The sequence below is a fragment of the Vibrio sp. S234-5 genome (assembly GCF_000960595.1).
Lineage (GTDB): Bacteria > Pseudomonadota > Gammaproteobacteria > Enterobacterales > Vibrionaceae > Vibrio.
On the sequence record NZ_JZAM01000060.1, the window covers coordinates 108,624 to 126,990 of the forward strand.

Sequence of the window (18,367 nt, forward strand, 5' to 3'; positions counted from 1 at the left end):
TGTTATTCCCCAACTAATTCGCCTGACAAGAGTTTAGGAAGAAGAGCGTCTCTAATCTCTGATAGCGATTTCGATTCATCACCATTAATTTTGGCAAGACTTAAATATCCTTTCGCCGTTTTGTCAAATGCCCTCACGAGCTCTTTGGGATAGATAAGCCAAGCAGTTTCGGCTAAGGCTTTTGCGTCAGCTCTTTGACGACCACTTGTTCCAGTCATAGTTTGAATTGCCTGCTGCCTGAAATTAGTATCTCGAGCTAGCAAATATCCTATGGATGTTGGGTAGCCTTCCTTTGGTCTCATTACAATGTACTCAGTGGAACCCCAACCCACTTGATTGTCTTTTAAAAAATCAACATAAGCAGTTTTGCCATTTTCTAGACAGGGCGTAATTCGTGCTAATAATGTGTCACCGTTTACAAACTTAGTCCCACTAGCCATTTCTCTATCAACAACCTCTATAGCAAGGTGGCCAGTTGTTGGAACATTTTTCATATCAAGATATGGAGCCAATGTACCCTTTTTGAGGGTGCGCCGAGGATTAAAGTCAATAATATTTGCTAGCTTTCCAACCTCCCACCCCTCCGGTATCTCACCAAGTTCAGAGTCTTGCATTGCTGCAGGAAACAGCGCGGCGGTTTGGGCGAGTTTGTTAAATGCCTCGGGATTGCTGGCCTTTAAGCTGTTCAGTTCATCAACAGTTTTGGCAGAAATTACACTCATTGCAGCGAGTTCTGCATCGTCAGCGTTACCACCCGCTGCTAACGCTTCAATCTTGGCTTTGACGGGATCAAAATCGACAAACCAGCTTTTGAAGATGGCTTGCGCCATTTGTTCTAGGGTTTGGTTGGTTTGGGTGTTTAGTTCAATTTTATCTCTAAGATGGTTAAGGGTTCGGTTGATCGATCTACGCTCATCTTTAGGCGGAATTGGTATTCCAATTGTGTCTAAGTTAGCTTTGTTTAACTTAGGCTGTACCGCACCTGTTATGTATGGGGTAAGGTCTAAAGTTGAAAAATAGTACTCTAAGTAATCTAAGATTCCCTCTTCTTTTTCTTCCAGTATGTGCGCGTGGTTATTTACCCAGAACTTACCGTGAGCTTGAAAAGCAATTGGTGTTTTCCTTGTTCTAAGGTTTTCTCCATCTTCAGAGATTAATAAATAAGAACCATCAAATACGTAATCATCAATATAGTCAACGATACCGGATGCCCCATAGTAGGGAAATTCACCTTGTCGTTTAGCTCTATCTAAACTTTTTAGTGGTATGCGTTTATTGTTCCGAAAATATGCAACATCAGAAATTTTTTTAAGAGGCCAATTAGAACTCATAACCAATCCCCACTAAATTATCCTCAAACGCTTTTTCTAACTCAAACCCTAAGCTCTGCTTAATTACCTTCATTCTGCTCTCCTTGTAAGTTTTCAATCAGCTTGAGTTCGCGTTGAATTTCCTGTTGCAGTTGTTGCTCTGTAGGCAGGTGCAGCATATATTTTGAGGCAAAAATCTGTTTGCGATCATTGAGTACCGAGTATTTGGCCACGGCTTCGTTTTTTTCAGCGCAGAGAATCAGGCCAATGGTTGGGTTGTCGCCTTCGCTGGTGTATTGGTCGTCAAATAAACGAATATAGCCGTCCATTTGCCCTACATCGGCATGGGTAAGTTCGGTCATTTTTAAATCAATGAGTACGTAGCATTTTAAAATGCAGTGGTAAAACACCAAGTCTACGAATAAGTCTTTATCTTCAAACTGTAGGCGTTTTTGCCTAGCTACAAAAGCAAAGCCTTGGCCGAGCTCCAGTAAAAAAACTTGTAGCTGAGTCATTATGGCGCTTTCTAGGTGCGATTCGTGTAATTGTGGTAATTCTGGCAACCCTAAAAACTCTAATACATACGGGTTTTTAAGCACTTCAATGGCTGGGGTGGCTGAGGTGATTTGCTTTCGCCCTTGCGTAATTAAGGCGTTAGGGTTTTGGCTGGCCAGTATGCGCTGGTAATATTGCGAATTTATTTGCCGCTCTAAATCGCGCTTATCCCAGCCAGACTCTGCGGCTTCTTGCTCATAAAAGTCACGCGCTTGGGCGTCTTTCACCTTCATTAAGGCGCGATAATGCGACCATGACAGCTTTGCCGAAAACGCATTTTCTCCACCCGCTGGGTGGGTAATGGCGAGCAACTGGGTAGATTCTCCACCCGTTGGGTGAGGGATCGGTATTCTGTTTGGGTAGGTTAAATAAAATTGGCGGAAGTACCAAAGATTGGTGGCCGAAAACCCTTTGCCATAATTGCGATTTAAACGGGCTGACAAGGCTTCGATCACTTGTTTGCCGTATTCTGCTCTTTGTTGACCTTGTTGTAATTGCAGGACAATTTCTCGCCCTATCAGCCAATTGGCCAGTACGGTATTGTGGTTGACGGAACGAACGACATTGCTACGCGCCTGTTCAAGTATGCTCACTACTCGTTCAAACAGGGGGGAAAGCTGTTGTTCAAGCGTTGACAGCTCAGAGCTCATAACCAATCCCCGCCAGATTTTCCTTAATCGCCTTTTCTAATCGGTCAGACTCTTCAAACTGCGCTTTTAATTGCGCGGTTAAGCGCTGCATTTTATCGGCGAATGGCTCGCTGTCTTCCTCGGCATCGGCTGCGCCCACGTAGCGCCCTGGCGTTAGTACGTAATCGTGCTTTTGCATGTCTTCAAGTTTGGCGCTAAAGCAAAAGCCTTTTTCGTCTTCGTAGCCTGTTCCAGATTGCCAAGCGTGAAAAACATCGGCGATTTTGGCAATATCATCGCTGGTAAAGTCGCGCAGTACGCGGTCTTTCATAAAGCCAAGGTTGCGCGCATCAATAAATAGGGTTTCACCACGGCGATCACGCTTGCCTTTCTGTGTTGCTGAGCTGCCGCCTTTCTTGTTTTTGGTTAAAAACCAAATACAGGCAGGGATTTGGGTATTGGTGAATAGCTGGCCTGGTAGTGCCACCATACATTCAACTAGATCAGCCTCGATCAGCGCTTTACGGATCTCACCTTCGTTGTTGGTATTGGAACTCATAGAACCATTAGCGAGTAATAAGCCCATTGAGCCGTTATCGTTCAGGTGGTGCAGCATGTGCTGTATCCAACCATAGTTGGCATTGCCTTGCGGCGGTGTGCCATATTTCCAGCGAATATCGCCCTCAAGTTTGGCGTGCCACCAGTCTTTGATATTAAACGGCGGGTTGGCCATCACAAAGTCTGCACGCAGGTCGGGGTGTTGATCATCTAAGAAGGTATCGGCGTTCTTTTTTCCGAAGTTAAAGTCAATGCCGCGAATAGCCATATTCATGGCAGCGAGCTTCCAAGTCGTTGGGTTACTTTCTTGGCCATAAACAGAAATATGTTTGCGCTGCTCTGCTGCGTTGTAATGTTTATCAGCGGCATGCGCTTCAATAAACTTATCGTTACTCACAAAGAAGCCACCCGCCCCCATTGCCGGGTCATAGACTCGGCCTTGATAAGGCTGAAGCATTTCAACGATCAGGGTAACGATGCTTTTGGGGGTGTAATATTGGCCACCCTGTTTGCCTTCGGCTAAAGCGAATTGCCCTAAGAAGTACTCATAGACATGGCCCAAAATATCTTTGCTGTGCAAATCTAACTTTTCGCCGTTGTACTCGGGGTTGCGGAAGCTGGTATCGGAAAACTTATTGATGAGCTCAGTAAGGTTGTAATTGTCGACTTCAAAACGGCCAATACGTGGCAATACGCCCCTTAGCTTAGGATTTGCCAGCCTGTCGTCGATTTTATACGTTTCAATGGCTTCTAAGGCATTGTCGATTAGCTTAGATATAGAGGTAAGCTTGAAGGTTTCGCCATTCTCTAACTCAATGTCATCGCCGATGGACCTTGCTGCGGTGCTTTTCAGAAACTCCCAGCGCGACTGCTTGGGCACCCAGAACACGTTTTTCTCTTGGTAGTATTCGTGCAGTTCTAACTCTGCATTGACTGCTTCGTTGTATTCTTCGTCAGAGTCGTAATCTTCACGAGGCATGTAATAAATATTGTCGTCGCTGCTGTCTTCGGTAAACAAAGTGCGCAGTTCTTGTTGGCGCTCTTCAAAAGCGTCTGACACATACTTTAGAAAGATGATCCCTAGTACGACGTGTTTATAGTTGGCGGCGTCTAAAGCATTACGTAATCTTTCTGCTGATTTCCAAAGCTTATCGTCGAGTTCATTTAGGAACTGCTGTTCTACATTATTCATATTATTTCCTATGCTATACCGTCATCGAAACCAAGCTCAAGGATGCCGACACCGTATAAATTTTGATCATTATCAACCAAGATTGCGTTTTAAAATCGTGGTTATCAATTTCACTGGATGAAAATTAAGCTACATTTCCAACATGTTAGCTCTACACGATAAAGTCGAAAAATTTCTTGGTGAGAGAATATGAAAAAACAGATCCGTGGGCAATGTTCTAGGTATGGTTATGAGATTGTGCGCTTAATCTCTGCTCAAAAATGCTGAACTTGTCGGTATTACTCAGTTAAAGCGCACTATTTAGCCAAACCACTTCTTGTTCTAAGGCCAACCCCTGCCTCTTCATTGCTTGTACAAGTGCTTTTAACTCATTTTCCTGTTCGAGCCATTGGCCAGCATTACGCTCAAAGGATTCAAACTCTCGTGCAGTATCAATCCAGAGTTTATTTTGGCCATAGCGAGTTAATAAGGCGCGCCAATTCGGCATCAGCCAAAAAGTGGCTCTCTCTCCGAGCCGCTCTTTTAAGCGGCGGTAATTGTTCAGCCCTACTCCATCATAATCAGCAAATAAATAGATGAATGGCGACCGCTGCGGGGCTGCCAGCCAATCGATCAACTTATTGTGCAGTTGGCCACGATACCAAATTACGCTGGTGGGCTCCGAAGTCGGCAGCCAATCAAGCCTATCAAACAGATCTTGGTTCTCCACAAGCCAGATAGGATGTTCGCTATACAGTGAATGATTTTTGTCGCCGCCGATTTCTAGCGCGGCAACGCCAAACTCTTCGCTCGCCCGTTGTAACTGTTCTGTTGGCCTATCTCCGTCAAACCAGTTCGGCTGAGCTTGGGTCTTAATGAATACATGAGTAACATCGTGGGTGATTCTTCCCTGTTTACTGCTTCGAGTGCTGGCGATGTTCGCGGCTCTTGGCGGAATCGACAATGGTAAGTCTTGATGTGGCGACAATTGCTGTAGAGTCACGGTCACGACGGCTAAGTCTTCAATGCGGTAGGCAACGCCTCTGCCGCTAGGCGTCATTCGTACGCTGTGAGTCTTTCGGCAAAATTCGTCGAGTTGCCTTTTCTGCGCAGTCGTCATTGTGCTCGCTGCAATCGCCTCTGGATGTGCATTCATGAGCCGTTTTAAGGCGGCAATCAATGGCTGGCTCATTGTGATGTCTCCGCGATTGGCTGAGTCACCATACGACTTTCGATGGGCGACAATAGCTGCCAGCTATGACGGCTTATGACGTTTTTACCATTTACTTGGTGAATTGGCACACAATACCGAGCGGTGGTTAACGGTGCCGGCGAGGCAAAAATTAACGCGAAGCCAAATTGCTCGGCTATCTCGATTAAGTTGGCTTGGTTCTTGGTATCCAATGCTAACGCCTCGTCCAAATAACAGACCGCTTTCATTTGGTGACGTTTGTCTTGCATTAGGTGCAGCATGGCAAGGCCGGTGACTAACTTTGCCATCAATACCGTGCCATTAGACGCTGCGCTATCAATATCTTCAAAAGACTCTTGCTGCTGCCCCTGCTTTGCCACGACAAACTCAAGCCTGAATAAGTCTGCGACTCTTAATCCTTGGCGAGCATTGCCCTCTTCAATTAACGTATTTTTCGCCCGCTCTAGATCTGCATCATCTAAAATGCTCGTTTGATCGAACAAATCGAAACTTTGCCCCGAATCTGTCTGCTCTGCTTGCTGTATCAACACATTCATCGCATTCACAAGCAAGCTTTCCTCGACAGGTTCGATTTTGAAGGTTTTCAAATCAGATAGCTGTCTGTGACTGATTAGCCGATTGAACTCTTTCATTTTACTTTGCAAAGCAAGCAGACCACTGCGTAACTCCCTTAAGCTCGCTGTCACATTAACCACCGCAGAACGTGCTTTTCTCTCTAACGCTTGCTTTTCGGCATCCAAACAATGGCTAAATTGAATGATGCCTTTTAGCTCTTCGTCTTGAGTGGGTGCCATTTGAAACTTTGTGAGCCCTTTCTGAGCCAACTCATTTTTCATTTGGCGTAGCTCTTTAGAAAGGTTATCCAGTTCCCGGCAATCGTTGATGAACTGTTCAAGACGAATGGGGAGAAACTCCAAGCTCCATTCTTCGGTCGCTATCCATGGGGTATGAGGTTGTTCCGATAGCGCCGTAAACAGGGATTGATCATCCATTCTTTGCTCTTTGAGCGACTCAACACGGTTATTATCTGAAGTTAACTTACTGAGCTTTTCCGAAGTCTTGTTGATTTGTTCTTTCAGCGCTTGATAGCGGTCTTTCGCACTGGCTAAAGCATGATTAATCGCTGTGATCTCTTGCTCGATCTTGGCTTTTTCTTCTCTACGTTGAGACTGATTCGCGGTGAGTTGCTCAAGTTGCTGATAATCGATGAGCGCCCTTTCACACTCTTTCACGGCTCGGTGTAACTCGTTCTTTTTCTTTTCCGCCAAATCCCTTTGCTGACTGACCTCTAGCAGTTCTGTGAGGCTATTTATCTGCTGATTAACACTATCTAGCTCTTCCACCAGCTCTTGTTCGGTCTTTTGAACATGTTGAGGAATGAGCTCATCAAGGGATATGGTTAAACCAGAAAGAGTGAGCGTCGGGGCCGCTTCACCACTCAGCACGTCTCGAAGCTGATTGATATCGAGTGAATAGTGCGAAGGTGAACGCTGCATCACTTGCTGACTCAGTACTTTGTTCAGTTTTTCTAGCTCATGCGCTGTGAGCAATTTGGAGAGATGAAGGTACAAATTATTGTCTAGGGTTTGCCGCTGCGTTTCCAACCTTTGGCGTTTTTCTGTCCGTTCTTTTAACTGCCTGGCTAAATCTGATGAAGAAGAGCGTTGCGATTGAATACATAGCGCGGCCTGTTCTTCATAACTTTGTTTTGCTAGATTGAGCTGGCTCTCTAAATAGGCGTGATTCGGAATCAACGCAAAGCGAGCTTGAAGCTCTTGGTACTGCTCTTCGGTACGTTTTAGATCCGCGAGCTTGTTGTTTAACCCACTGCGTGCTTCAGCACGAGCAATATCTTGGTGATGTAACTCATTTTGTTCTTCTTCAAGCTGATGCTTTTGTGCTGATAATTTTTCTCTCGTTGTTTGAACGTGTCCGTGCCAATCTTGCAATAATTGGTTCACTTTGGGTTGTGCCGACGCAATTTTGCCTCTTAGGGACAATGTACGTTGAAACTTATGTTCCAGCTCTTCAATGGTCGCAAGATTATTCACCGCCGCTAGATATTGCTCCCGCTCTAAGTTGATATCTTGAAATGCCTTCTCCCATTCTTGCTTAAAATCGATACTCGCATTAGGCAGCTCACGGCTAAATATCTTGAGTAAGTACTCTTTTACATCACTGGAATTGAGCTTATCCAATCTAAGCGTTTTGGTGAGCACTTGCTGGTAAGAGCGTGCATCGCTTCCGTGTTCAAGCTTGAATACCGTAAAGTCGAGATCATTGGTCTTCTTACTCTTTGCACCACCGTAAATCAAATGACGAAAATCTCTTTCATTGTATTGATAGACCCTGTGCTGGTGGCTAGCTAGATGGTTAACCAGTTTGGGTTGAGTAACAATATGACCATCCGCCAAACGGTAATCATCTAGGTTTAATTCTCCTTTGTAGGCAAAGTATTCATAATCGTGGCCTACGCCTTTACCTACGCAGCCGAAAACAACGGTTCCGGTTTGAGGAAGTATGACTTCAAGCAGGATGTATGCGCTGTTGTTTGGGAAATAGAAACGACGTGCTTTTTCGACGCTATGAGAGCCAAAGTCCATTTTTCTTTGGTCAATGATCAGTAGAAACTGGAGGGCGTTGATTAAACTGGTTTTACCGTGATTATTTGGTGCGATTAATGACACAGAATCATCCAGTGGCAGCTCTGCTCGCTGATATCCAGCACTGCCAATTAATGCGAGACGTTGGAAGCCGTAATTTAGCATGATTCATCCTCCTCATCCGTGACTCCATCGCTAACAGAGGCTTGTTCGGTAATCGCCTCAAAGTGGTCTAAGTAACGATATACCGAAGGCAATAAGCGCCAGTGGTTGTTTTCTTGAATCGCAAAGCCTTTTCGCACCGCATTTTCGAGGACTCTTACCAATCCCCCTTGATCTAACTCTTCTGCATCCAACAATCCTTGATGCTTTTCATAGACCTCATTTAGCACTTTATTGTTAATGGTCCACTGATAAAACTGACTCAAAGAGCGACCATTGTCCGCTTGGTAGTCAAAAATCACCATCAGCAAAAGCGCCAACTGTCGCGATTGCTTGTTGATGTTTTGATTCCCTTCATCGTCATGAAACCAAGCAAAACCACGGCCATCGATACGTAGCTCAAACCCTAGGTTAGAAAATAGATGTCGATACTGTTCCGATTTCTGTTCGAGTTCATACCACAGGGCTGCATCTGTCGAACGGTTCAGGTGCCGACCTGAATTGAATAAGTTGAACAGTTCTGTGAGATGTGTCAGCTCAGTTAAGTCGAGTTTGCTATTTTGCATTATCCATATCCTTTGCACTTGTTGAGCGAGTCAAGGTCGTTAGTTGATGAGGATGATAAGTGACAGAGACGGTACTGAGCGTTGTGGTACAAGGATTTGTGCTCAACAAGCTTTGCCATTGTGGTTCTCGCACCAGTTCATGATAGAGACGGAGTAATTCCGTATCAGGTAAATAGCGATAGTGTGTCGTTAACCAAGTCATGAGATTCTCAACCGGCAATGCTGCTGAAAGTTGTTCACGCAATCGCTGCTCATCGATCCAATTCACTAAGAGGCTATCAGAGAGCTCTTCTTCATCCGGAAAAGGAATTGAATTGGGTTCAAAACTCAAAAATTCAGCCATCAGTTCACGCACTTCGTTCCCAATCTGAATTTTACTGGTACGACTGGCTTTCCATAATGGTAAGCCGACTGCATTTAACCCTCGAACTAGGCCTTTCTTACGAACTTGGCTTATTTGCTTGCTAATCACAGCAGAAAGCTGGTTATGTAGCCTCGCTTCCTCTCTCAGCGGTAACAAGGTATCTGCACATTGCTGAGCGATGACCCGCCCTTGGTAACGAAGATCTTTGACTTGATAAGCAATCTGACGCATTGCTAACCTTTGTTGATACAAAGAGCCGCGAATAGCCAGCGTATCAACGGCTTTGTCTAGTGCTTCTTCTGCTTTTTCCAACAATGGGTAGAAACTGCCTCCAAGACCGCTATCCATCATTTCATTCATGGGTTCAACGTATTGGTCGTACACTTCTAGTACTTCACGATAGCGGCGTTCAATTGGCACACTGGTGTCTGCTGATTTAGCCGCTTCAGCAATGTCAAAAATGGCTTGCTTGTCTTGTGTTAATTGTTGAGCAATCTTTCTCGTCAGCTCTGACAGTTGGTTAGCGCCTGAACGGAGTAAATCATTATCGGTATCTTCAAGTCCCTTTAGTACTTGGCTGGTGGCGTTTTTGATAGCCTCAACGCGAGCTTTAAGTACCGCGGACAAACCAAGCTCATGCTCATGAGTCAATCCACGTACAAAATCCATCACCAGCGTGTTGAGCTGATAGTCACTACTTCGGCAGATAGGCTGCAAGATGTCCGCGTTGATAAGACTCGTCAGCACGCTGTTAGTATCTGCATCTTTGTTTTTGTACTGGTTTATCACTTGTTCGAGGATACGGAGCTCAAATGCAGGGAACTCTCGTGAAAGCCGGGTTAACTGCTCAACCACTTCCCAGTGACGGTGTAATTGAAAAACAAGACTTTTAGGGGAAACCATCTCTCTACCTTATCCACAAAGTTCTAGACTTTGATTCACCAAGACTATGCATAGATTGAAACTAAACTCATAATGTCTACTTAATGGCGACAGGTAAATACTGAGTATATAAACATGTAAAATAGCTTGACATCCGTCTTAGAATGACAGGATTGTCGGTATTGCCACTGAAACGAGGTTCGTGCACTTGGCCGATTGATGCTCACTGAACTTGTTTGGCATCGCTATGAATTACTTGTCACTTGTAACTTATATCCACAGTTCAAATCGGCACCTTGGCGATAATTGGTACAGCTCCAGAATGGACCATATTTGCCATCTCGTAGCTTCATTTCACTTCCACAGCGTTGGCAGAGTGGACGAACAGCACCACACGCGTCATTAATGCAGACTTGATAGCCTTGCTTTTTGCTGCAACTCATTGGCTGGCCACAGCAGTCACACGGTGTTTCTTTGTGTTTACACCGTGGATACAAAGAACATGAGTAGAATTTTCCGAACTCGCTGACCCTCTCCTGCAGCGTCCCAGCTTTACATCGGCGACATGAAATTTGTTCAAAAAGCTTCTGCACGAAAGAGGTTTCAAATTCGTCCGTTTCTATCGGGTATTTTGACTCAAGTAGCTCAACAACAAACTCACTGACATCGGTCATATCTGCAAGTAAATACGCTCGGTGGCGAGCACGAGTGATAGCCACATAGAATAACCTGCGCTCCTCGGCAAACTCATAACTGTCTCCCTTGGGTAATAGTGCATCGAGAAGAGGCGGTGTGACTTTCTTAGATGGGAAACCGTTAGTACCAGATGTCAGCCCAAGAATAACAACATAGTCTGCTTCTTTACCTTTTGATGCGTGGAAGGAGTACCATTCTATATTGAGTGAAGTGAACTGTTTACGGTAGGCCAAAAGCTCCTGACTGCGAGGCATTTGATGCCAAAAGCGCGCTAAAAGATAGACTTTATTCTGCGTGAACTTTCCTGAACTCTTGACCCGATAAGCGATTGCCTCAAGAGCCTTCTCGAGAGGATTTACTCCTGGCTCGGTTTGACCTTGACGAAGTAAAGAAACGGCAGGTTGATTAACTTGATTGAGCGACCGTATGATTTTGCGAATCTGCACTGGATTTTGGGTAACAAACCGAGATGCGACATCACCAATCGAACTATTAAACCGAAAGGTTAAATCCAAATGAGTTTGGGATGTGGGGCCAAAATAGTTTGAAAAATGAGTGGTTAACTTCACATCTGCCCCCGTAAAACGGTAGATAGCTTGCCAATCATCTCCTACACAGAAAAGTGAACAACCTGTGCAGGTATCTCGCAAAGCTTTTACCAACCGAGCTCGTGGTTCAGAAATATCTTGAAACTCATCGACCAGAATATATTTCCAATTGGGCCTGAACTGCCCTGACTGAATATAGTGCAACGCTTTGACAATCATGTCATTGAAATCAATCAGCTTCTCTTGTTGTAAATAGTGCTCATACTTCGTGTAAAGCGGCATTAGCAAACCAAAGGCTTTGGCCGTTTGTTTAGGATCGACTGACTGTGCAATCAGCGTATCTAACGCTACTTGATCTAAACACGATGCTTTGTACATATCCACCAGCATACCAAGCAACTTCGCCAGTTGCGTGACTTGTCCTAGTTCTTCAAGCTTCGCTAACTGCTCTGCTTGAGAAATCGGAGAAAGCTCGACGTTCCTATCTCTGAGCTGATTCTCAAGCGAAGGAAGCATAATGCCATCACTATGTTGGTGGTAGAACAACTCAATATAACCCGTCTGATACTTTTCATGAGTCGCGCGCTTCCATTCTATGCCGCGATGGTACTTTTCTCTATCAATCCACGGCGCCGTGTTTCCATCCTTGTCTATGCCGTAGTATTCAATATATATGTCATAGTCTGGTAAGTAGAAATCGGGTTGATATTGTCGGTACTCTTGTGTACTGACATCAAAACGATAATTTGCTTCATATTGGTAGTTCAGGCCATGGCGATAGAGCCAGTTGGCAATGACCATTTCACCACAGCTCTTCACCGCCTCACCTTTGATGGTTTGTATGTCGTTATCATTTAAATAACGTAAATAGTCACCATAACTGTTGAACTGAAACGGGCTTTTATCGACATAGTAGTAAGCACTGAAATACTCCAAAAGCTGTCGACGATAGTGAGCATCATGCATCAAAGCTTCTAATGTTTTATGCATCCAGAGCGCTTTGATTTTGGCGTCTAACTCGAAGGGGCAAAGTTTGGGTACATGACCTTCCACCTCTGCTATGATCTTCAATCCCAAACTGTGAAAGGTGCTGGCCCGCACAGAATCGAACCCGAGCCGTTGCTTTATACGCTCATCCATCTCTTCTGCCGCTTTCGCGCCAAAAGCAAGCAACAAAATATCCTCAGGCTTTGCTTTGCCACTTTTCACCAAATAACCCGTTCGGCCAACCATTACACTTGTTTTTCCAGTCCCAGCGCCTGCTAGCAGTAGATTATTGTCATTATCAGTGACACAAGCGATGCGTTGTTTATCGGTAAGAGGGTTCGACTCAACTTCATCAAAAAATGGCTTGTATTGATTAAGCTGGTTTGTCACGAACCTCTCTCTAATCGAGGCAACTTGCTCATCACTCCAATTACTGAACTCTTGAACGCATAGAGCCACGCCAGTAACAGCGGCATTGAGGCCTTTTGCCGATTGCCAACCGGACCACCTCTGGGCTTCTTTCTGCGCTCTGGCTTGGATTGACTCACGAGATGAATCTTTTAGATAAGCCCTCTGACAATGAAGTTCAACATCGCGAACAAAACTGGCAAGGTATTCGGCATTTTGGTTCGCCCAGAATGCGAATAGATTATGCTGGTGCTTGCGAGTAGCAGCGTAGCTTAAAGCCGAGACAGTGTAGTTTTTGTGGTTTACGGAGAACGTGATAGAGCCACCGGTTAAACCAAGATTTACCTTGGGTGGGGAGTCAATTTGTTGCCATGAAAAGTGGCCAGCCTCATGTTTACCTACAAATGTTATGCCTTCATCGTAAATTTCGATAAAGGATGTTGCTCCGAACAATCTAGCAAGAAAATGAGGTCTAAGAAGTAATTTTGACATCTGATTTATAGCTTTATGAGCGTGATACAATATCGATTAGTGAAACCTAGTTTACATGACTAAGTATGATGGTTAGTGATTGAGATCTAAAGAAACTATCTACTGTTGTTATGAGCGCCTAGTGTTTGCATTGTTCGCTAGGTCACTGATAACCTGTGGTGGATACTTTACGAACTGTCTATTTCGACAAGGAATGATTATGCCCGAACGTGATGCCAAAGGCCGCTTTGTAAAAGGTAATCGCGGTAATCCCAACCCAGTATGCCGATTTGCACATGGTAATCTCGCTGCCGCCAAACACTTGGGATACGCAGACAATTACATACTTCGAAAGTGGTCTCTTTACTTCAAGCTCACTGAAGAGTTCTATCAACGGTACCCTGAAGGCTCTGCAGAAGACCATGATAACTACGTTCGTGATAACTGGATTAGTGTAATACCAAGCAGTTGGCAAGTGTACCGAAACAAACCGGATGAGAAGTGATGCCCAGAGACCGTTTGTGTCTCGCTGGTGGCTGAGCAGTATTCAATTGCGATTAGGGAAAGGAAGTCATTATGGACTCAACCGATTTCTTGGATTATTTGAAAAAAATCTTACATGAGTACCACCGGATGGATGCTCAAGATGAACAAAGCAAAAACGAACGTAAACAATACCTTAATGGATTGATGCATGGTGCTAGGTTGCTCGGTGTAAGCTATGAAGAGCTTGAAAGTGTTACCGACGGTGAGTTGCGGGAGTACCTGGATTTTCTTGCAGCCACAGACAGAGAGGCGTTACTAGCCGTACCTGCCTATATCCGCCTAAAGTTGCATATTTGATGAGACAAATCCCCAAGTGAATGCAATAAATTAAACTTTCACCACCACTTTGTGGGTCGAAAAGCGCCTGAAAATGGCCGTTTTTTTGCAAACATAGAAAGGCGATGGCTCCTAGTCAATTCTTGAAACGCAACGGTCAACATGCGCAATTCTCATTAACTAACTGAATATAAAGTAAATAAAACATGATCAGTAAAAGTGATCAGCGCTAGTGATCACTTTTACTGATCACTTTTATTGATCACTTTCCATTTTTAGCCGACTGGTACCGTAATCATTGGCGAACCCTTCTCGACTTTGTTTACTATTCACTTTAGCAAGGTAAGACAAACGGTAAATTGCATCCCTTTTCACTCGCCCGTCGCTCTGACGACTGACTAGGTAATAACAATTCTCCGGTATAAATAAATGACCTCCGTCTGATACCGTCCCCCACCACTGTGTAAGCAGACTAAGCAGTTTATCTGGATATTGTATTTGAGAGCCATTTAGCAAGAGAGCAACGTGATAGTGCTGAGCTGAAGCATGGTTCCGCTCTCGACACCACGCGTAGCCTAGACGCACCATTTTATATCTCTTCTTGACTCGATATCGAATGTGATTGAGAAACATCGACATCACCTGATTGTCTGTTGAGTGACCGTGACTGGGGAGATGTAAATCGAATCTGACTACCAAGACTTTCCGATGATGACCCAGCATGATCTCGAGTTGTTCTATCATCTTGCCCATTTGATGAGTGAAGATTGGCTTACCTTCCCCTGCATTCACATGGTACACACTATCTAAATAACGATAGTATGGTGAAGTTGACTGGTTTTTTCTCATACAAGGATTATTGATAAGGGTATTAAGAATAACGGGAGATAATATGAAATACCCAGTTCCCGTTGCTTTACCTTCTATACCGAACCCCTCGTCTCATAAGGGATGGGCGATGCAATAAGGTCTAAATTTAGCTCAACAAAACTGGGTATTGATACTTCAAAAGTGAGCAGAATGACGCAAACAGCGTCATTTTGCGTCAAATTGACTCTCAAACCATGCTTTCACCTTATCTGAATCCCAACCGTAAGATCTCCCCTGATACTGTAATGGTTTCGGGAAGCGCCTCTCTTTCCACCATCGGTTAATTGTCGATACCGAGCGATTGGTCATTGCGCATACTTGCTTAGTGGTTAATATCTCGCGGCTTACATTCATAACTACCCCCGCTTGCGATAAGTAGGTTGACTTAGACGTTCATCTCGCTCAGTAACTCGCTTTTCAATCCACGCATGTACTTCAGACTCCAACCAACCAACGGCGGAACCACCTAGACTCACACTAGGAGGAAACTCTCCCACCGATATACGCTCATAAATAGTCGAACGTGATAAGCCGGTAATGGACATAACTTCTTTAAGACGAATAATCTTCATTCACTGATTTCCTTTTTCGTTGTTCTCAGGACGGAATGAGATTAATCCGGAAGGGATTGGAATGGTGCGCATTAGGTAAACATGCGCGCGCATGTGAGCTAGATGCGCGCGCAGTGGTGCTAGAATGTTACTTCTTATTTACGCAGAATTGCTTTCTCGAAGTCTATAATTTGCTTCCATCTGCGCACGGTGCTCGGATCAGGTTCGAATAAACCAAGGGATATTCCCTCACATGCAAAATGAGCAGAAAGTATTTCATGCAAGTTCACCTTTTTGTCAAAACAACTAGGGCCAAGCTTAGGGTGAGTAGCGATCACAGCACATAATACCGCCATCATTTTTTGTGAAGCTCTAGCAACTGGTTCTTTTACTTCTGTCTGCTTTTTGGCTAAGCCGTATAGAGTTCGTTGATCGATAGGAACACCTTTTTGATATGCATCTAATATTTTTTTTACATCCTTATAGCTAATAACAATATTCTTAGCACTCACTGTCACAGGAAAACCTAATATCGTTATTTGTGCTTTATCTATTGGTCTATCTTGATACCAACAATCATCAATATACGGAACAACTTCAATATCAATTTCATCCAGAGAGGATAACAGCCTAATAGCATCGTCAACGCTTTCGATTTGCCAAAAACCCATTAAATATCCCTCGACACCTGCTTCTCCCTCAGAATAGGGTTCGAAATAAGTGACATTAAGCTGCGATGCAGAGCTGGAAAGATAGTCATCAATGTTTGAGAGCCTAGGACGAATCAATGGAGAGTGCTGACGAGACAAGTCGGATTGAGACAGTCCTGAAGGACAGTAGGCTTCAGCACTTTCTAGGATTTCTTTATTCCCAGTTAAGATTGAAAACGACTTTTGTGGTTTAATATCATCAACTAACACACATGGTCGGACCAAAGCACATCTTACAGCCTCTTCGAAAAACCGAACCGGGACGTCCAATTGTTCAGCTGCCATATCCAATGAAAAATAAGGCAGGGGGAACAATTTCATTTCCCTATATTCACCAGAACTAGAATGTTTTCTTTGAGACATAAGCTTACTTTCCTTATTTAAAATTCAGGAAGTAAAATCTATTCTAATTAATACTAAGAGATCAACGAAAAAATAACACTTATAACATGTTACACGATTACTATATTGCCGTATCATAATAATAACGTGTTAACGTGTTAACGTGTTAACGTGTTAACGTGTTAACGTGTTAACGTGTTAACGTGTTAACGTGTTAACGTGTTATAAAATCACCTCATCCTTGTCCAGGCAAATTTATCTTACATTGACCGTTCTTAAATAGTCTTTTCCTATAACGCTATAGCTTCCATAACTTGATTTCTCGATGTGTTCGCTCCACCAGCACATTAACTTTCGCCGCGCCTCCAGATAATCACTGCGATTGTAGGCTTTACGAATTTGGTTTTTGTCGGTATGCGCCAATGCTGCCTCAATCACATCAGGGTCAAAGCCTTTCTCATTGAGTGTCGTACTAGCTAATGCGCGCAAACCATGGGCAGTCGTTCGGTCTTTAAATCCCATTCTCCCCAACGCTTTGTTCGCCGTTTCGGAGTCCGTTGGTACCTTGGGATTACGGCTAGAGGGGAAAATGTATTCTCGATGTCCGCTGATTGGTTTGATAGCTTCAAGTATAGCGAGCGTTTGCTCAGTGAGCGGGACGGCATGCTCTCGATTCATTTTCATGCGCTCTTTGGGGATAATCCAAAGCTTATTTGCTATGTCTATTTCTTCCCAACGAGCGCCAGAAGCCTCGTTGGGCCGAACCATGGTGTGCAATTGCCACTCAATAAGAAAGCGCGTGACACGCTGGATGTTTGCAGTGGCGACTGTTCGAATCAGCTCATGCATCTCATGAGGCTGTAGTGCTTTCATATGGACCACTTTGTGCTTTTTGAACACATCTCGAATACCTGACAAAGGATTAGCATGAATTACACCACTGTTAACAGCGTAATTCATGACCTCGTTCATTAACTGAGCGGTTCGCTTCACTGTTTCAAGTAAGCCCTGCTCTTCTACAGGACGAAGAGCGGAAATTGCAAGCGGTGCGGAAATTTTATTGACGGGCATGGAGCCCAACTTTGGAAATGCGTACAGTTCAAGCTTGCGCCAATTGCCAAGCAATGTCTTTTCTTTGATTCTTCCCTCTTTCGTCGCTTTCCATTGTTCAGCAACAAACTGGAAAGTCGCATTTTGCTCGAGAATCGCTTTGGCTTTTTGTTCTTCTCTCGCTAACTGAGGATCGATACCTTCTGCAAGCATCTTTCGTGACTCTAAGGCTTTATCTCGCGCTTCCGCCAAACTCATATCAGGGTAAGTGCCGAAAGATAGGTAAGTCACTTTATCTTGTCCTGGCCTTGTATAGCGAAATTGCCAAGATCTGGAATTATTGGGCCGTACACAAAAGTACAAATTGCCTCCATCCGATAATCGATAAACCTTGTCCTTAGGTTTTGCGCTTTGTACCTGTCTTGCTGTCAATTTATAGGCCATCATTTATCCCTCAAGTAATACCTGAACAACGCAGAAGAACCTCAAAATCTCGGTATTACTTACCCCCATCATTTCAAAATTAAAACAAAGAGTTAGCTTTAAAATATCACCATAAGAAAGGGCTAAAAGTAATACCAGAATTGTGTTCTAAAGTAATACTAGCATCAGAAAAACGGCTTGGGTATTACTTTGGGTATTACTTGAAACAGTGGATTTGGTTGGATGAACCCGGAAGAATACGGACCATAACTTATTGATTTTTAGGAATTTTAGATAAGAAAAAAGACGCCCTAGGACGTCTTTAGACTTGAATGTGGCGGTGAGTGAGAGATTCGAACTCTCGATACGTTGCCGTATACACACTTTCCAGGCGTGCTCCTTCAGCCACTCGGACAACTCACCGAATTGTTGTTGGGTTTCCCCTATCAACGAGGCGCTAATTTAATGATTATCTT

General features: G+C 44.1%; 15 protein-coding genes and 1 tRNA gene. 2 read left to right on the forward strand and 14 right to left on the reverse strand.

Going from position 1 to position 18,367, the window contains the following annotated elements; translation table 11 throughout:
- Positions 1 to 2: 2 nt before the first annotated feature.
- The 8 genes from UF06_RS01730 to UF06_RS01765 form a co-directional block, all read right to left on the reverse strand.
- On the reverse strand, positions 3 to 1,331 hold the full coding sequence (locus tag UF06_RS01730) for a restriction endonuclease subunit S (protein ID WP_045568902.1): 1,329 nt from the start codon (positions 1,329 to 1,331) through the stop codon (positions 3 to 5).
- A gap of 59 nt (positions 1,332 to 1,390) precedes the next feature.
- Positions 1,391 to 2,515, reverse strand: coding sequence for a PDDEXK nuclease domain-containing protein (locus UF06_RS01735; protein ID WP_045568903.1), 1,125 nt, complete (start codon positions 2,513 to 2,515; stop codon positions 1,391 to 1,393).
- Positions 2,505 to 4,244 (reverse strand): class I SAM-dependent DNA methyltransferase, encoded by a 1,740-nt coding sequence (locus UF06_RS01740; protein WP_045568904.1) that lies wholly within the window; start codon positions 4,242 to 4,244, stop codon positions 2,505 to 2,507. The genes UF06_RS01735 and UF06_RS01740 overlap by 11 nt, the downstream gene beginning before the upstream one ends.
- Positions 4,245 to 4,530: 286 nt before the next feature.
- Complete coding sequence (locus tag UF06_RS01745; RefSeq protein WP_045568905.1) at positions 4,531 to 5,415, reverse strand: DUF2220 family protein; 885 nt, start codon at positions 5,413 to 5,415, stop codon at positions 4,531 to 4,533.
- Positions 5,412 to 8,204, reverse strand: coding sequence for a hypothetical protein (locus UF06_RS01750; protein ID WP_045568906.1), 2,793 nt, complete (start codon positions 8,202 to 8,204; stop codon positions 5,412 to 5,414). Before UF06_RS01750 ends, UF06_RS01745 begins: the two co-directional genes overlap by 4 nt.
- Entirely contained in the window at positions 8,198 to 8,767 is a 570-nt protein-coding gene (locus tag UF06_RS01755) for a hypothetical protein (protein WP_045568907.1), read from the reverse strand. Before UF06_RS01755 ends, UF06_RS01750 begins: the two co-directional genes overlap by 7 nt.
- The gene (locus UF06_RS01760; RefSeq protein WP_045568908.1) at positions 8,757 to 10,034 is read right to left on the reverse strand and encodes a hypothetical protein; all 1,278 of its coding nucleotides are present in this window, start codon (positions 10,032 to 10,034) and stop codon (positions 8,757 to 8,759) included. Before UF06_RS01760 ends, UF06_RS01755 begins: the two co-directional genes overlap by 11 nt.
- A 224-nt stretch (positions 10,035 to 10,258) precedes the next feature.
- Complete coding sequence (locus UF06_RS01765) at positions 10,259 to 13,144, reverse strand: UvrD-helicase domain-containing protein (protein ID WP_045568909.1); 2,886 nt, start codon at positions 13,142 to 13,144, stop codon at positions 10,259 to 10,261.
- Between the two features lie 199 nt (positions 13,145 to 13,343).
- Between UF06_RS01765 and UF06_RS01770 the strand changes: the two genes are divergently transcribed.
- Entirely contained in the window at positions 13,344 to 13,628 is a 285-nt protein-coding gene (locus UF06_RS01770) for a hypothetical protein (RefSeq protein WP_045568910.1), read from the forward strand.
- 71 nt (positions 13,629 to 13,699) lie between these two features.
- Positions 13,700 to 13,966 carry a hypothetical protein gene (locus tag UF06_RS01775; protein ID WP_045568911.1) on the forward strand — a complete coding sequence of 89 codons (267 nt, stop codon included), beginning with the start codon at positions 13,700 to 13,702 and terminating at the stop codon, positions 13,964 to 13,966.
- 234 nt (positions 13,967 to 14,200) lie between these two features.
- On the opposite strand, the gene UF06_RS01780 is transcribed toward UF06_RS01775, so the two are convergent.
- From UF06_RS01780 to UF06_RS01800, 6 genes are all read right to left on the reverse strand, one after another.
- Positions 14,201 to 14,794 (reverse strand): inovirus-type Gp2 protein, encoded by a 594-nt coding sequence (locus UF06_RS01780; protein WP_082069530.1) that lies wholly within the window; start codon positions 14,792 to 14,794, stop codon positions 14,201 to 14,203.
- A gap of 186 nt (positions 14,795 to 14,980) precedes the next feature.
- A complete protein-coding gene (locus UF06_RS23445; RefSeq protein WP_082069531.1) occupies positions 14,981 to 15,169 on the reverse strand; it encodes an AlpA family phage regulatory protein in 189 nt (62 codons plus the stop codon).
- 2 nt (positions 15,170 to 15,171) lie between these two features.
- Positions 15,172 to 15,387, reverse strand: a complete 216-nt coding sequence (locus UF06_RS01785; RefSeq protein ID WP_045568913.1) for an AlpA family transcriptional regulator — start codon at positions 15,385 to 15,387, stop codon at positions 15,172 to 15,174.
- A gap of 134 nt (positions 15,388 to 15,521) precedes the next feature.
- Entirely contained in the window at positions 15,522 to 16,439 is a 918-nt protein-coding gene (locus tag UF06_RS01790) for a hypothetical protein (RefSeq protein ID WP_045568914.1), read from the reverse strand.
- Positions 16,440 to 16,673: 234 nt separating this feature from the next.
- On the reverse strand, positions 16,674 to 17,912 hold the full coding sequence (locus UF06_RS01795; RefSeq protein ID WP_045568915.1) for a tyrosine-type recombinase/integrase: 1,239 nt from the start codon (positions 17,910 to 17,912) through the stop codon (positions 16,674 to 16,676).
- Between the two features lie 314 nt (positions 17,913 to 18,226).
- Positions 18,227 to 18,314: transfer RNA gene (locus UF06_RS01800), tRNA-Ser, on the reverse strand.
- Positions 18,315 to 18,367: the final 53 nt, after the last annotated feature.

Excerpts from the sequence above, each read along its gene's own strand:
- UF06_RS01785 (WP_045568913.1), bottom strand. The coding sequence starts at position 15,387 with ATGAAGATTATTCGTCTTAAAGAAGTTATGTCCATTACCGGCTTATCA.
- UF06_RS01775 (WP_045568911.1), top strand. The coding sequence starts at position 13,700 with ATGGACTCAACCGATTTCTTGGATTATTTGAAAAAAATCTTACATGAG.
- UF06_RS01790 (WP_045568914.1), bottom strand. The coding sequence starts at position 16,439 with ATGTCTCAAAGAAAACATTCTAGTTCTGGTGAATATAGGGAAATGAAA.
- UF06_RS01765 (WP_045568909.1), bottom strand. The coding sequence starts at position 13,144 with ATGTCAAAATTACTTCTTAGACCTCATTTTCTTGCTAGATTGTTCGGA.
- UF06_RS23445 (WP_082069531.1), bottom strand. The coding sequence starts at position 15,169 with ATGAATGTAAGCCGCGAGATATTAACCACTAAGCAAGTATGCGCAATG.
- UF06_RS01770 (WP_045568910.1), top strand. The coding sequence starts at position 13,344 with ATGCCCGAACGTGATGCCAAAGGCCGCTTTGTAAAAGGTAATCGCGGT.
- UF06_RS01780 (WP_082069530.1), bottom strand. The coding sequence starts at position 14,794 with ATGAGAAAAAACCAGTCAACTTCACCATACTATCGTTATTTAGATAGT.
- UF06_RS01730 (WP_045568902.1), bottom strand. The coding sequence starts at position 1,331 with ATGAGTTCTAATTGGCCTCTTAAAAAAATTTCTGATGTTGCATATTTT.
- UF06_RS01755 (WP_045568907.1), bottom strand. The coding sequence starts at position 8,767 with ATGCAAAATAGCAAACTCGACTTAACTGAGCTGACACATCTCACAGAA.
- UF06_RS01735 (WP_045568903.1), bottom strand. The coding sequence starts at position 2,515 with ATGAGCTCTGAGCTGTCAACGCTTGAACAACAGCTTTCCCCCCTGTTT.
- UF06_RS01740 (WP_045568904.1), bottom strand. The coding sequence starts at position 4,244 with ATGAATAATGTAGAACAGCAGTTCCTAAATGAACTCGACGATAAGCTT.
- UF06_RS01760 (WP_045568908.1), bottom strand. The coding sequence starts at position 10,034 with ATGGTTTCCCCTAAAAGTCTTGTTTTTCAATTACACCGTCACTGGGAA.
- UF06_RS01750 (WP_045568906.1), bottom strand. The coding sequence starts at position 8,204 with ATGCTAAATTACGGCTTCCAACGTCTCGCATTAATTGGCAGTGCTGGA.
- UF06_RS01745 (WP_045568905.1), bottom strand. The coding sequence starts at position 5,415 with ATGAGCCAGCCATTGATTGCCGCCTTAAAACGGCTCATGAATGCACAT.
- UF06_RS01795 (WP_045568915.1), bottom strand. The coding sequence starts at position 17,912 with ATGGCCTATAAATTGACAGCAAGACAGGTACAAAGCGCAAAACCTAAG.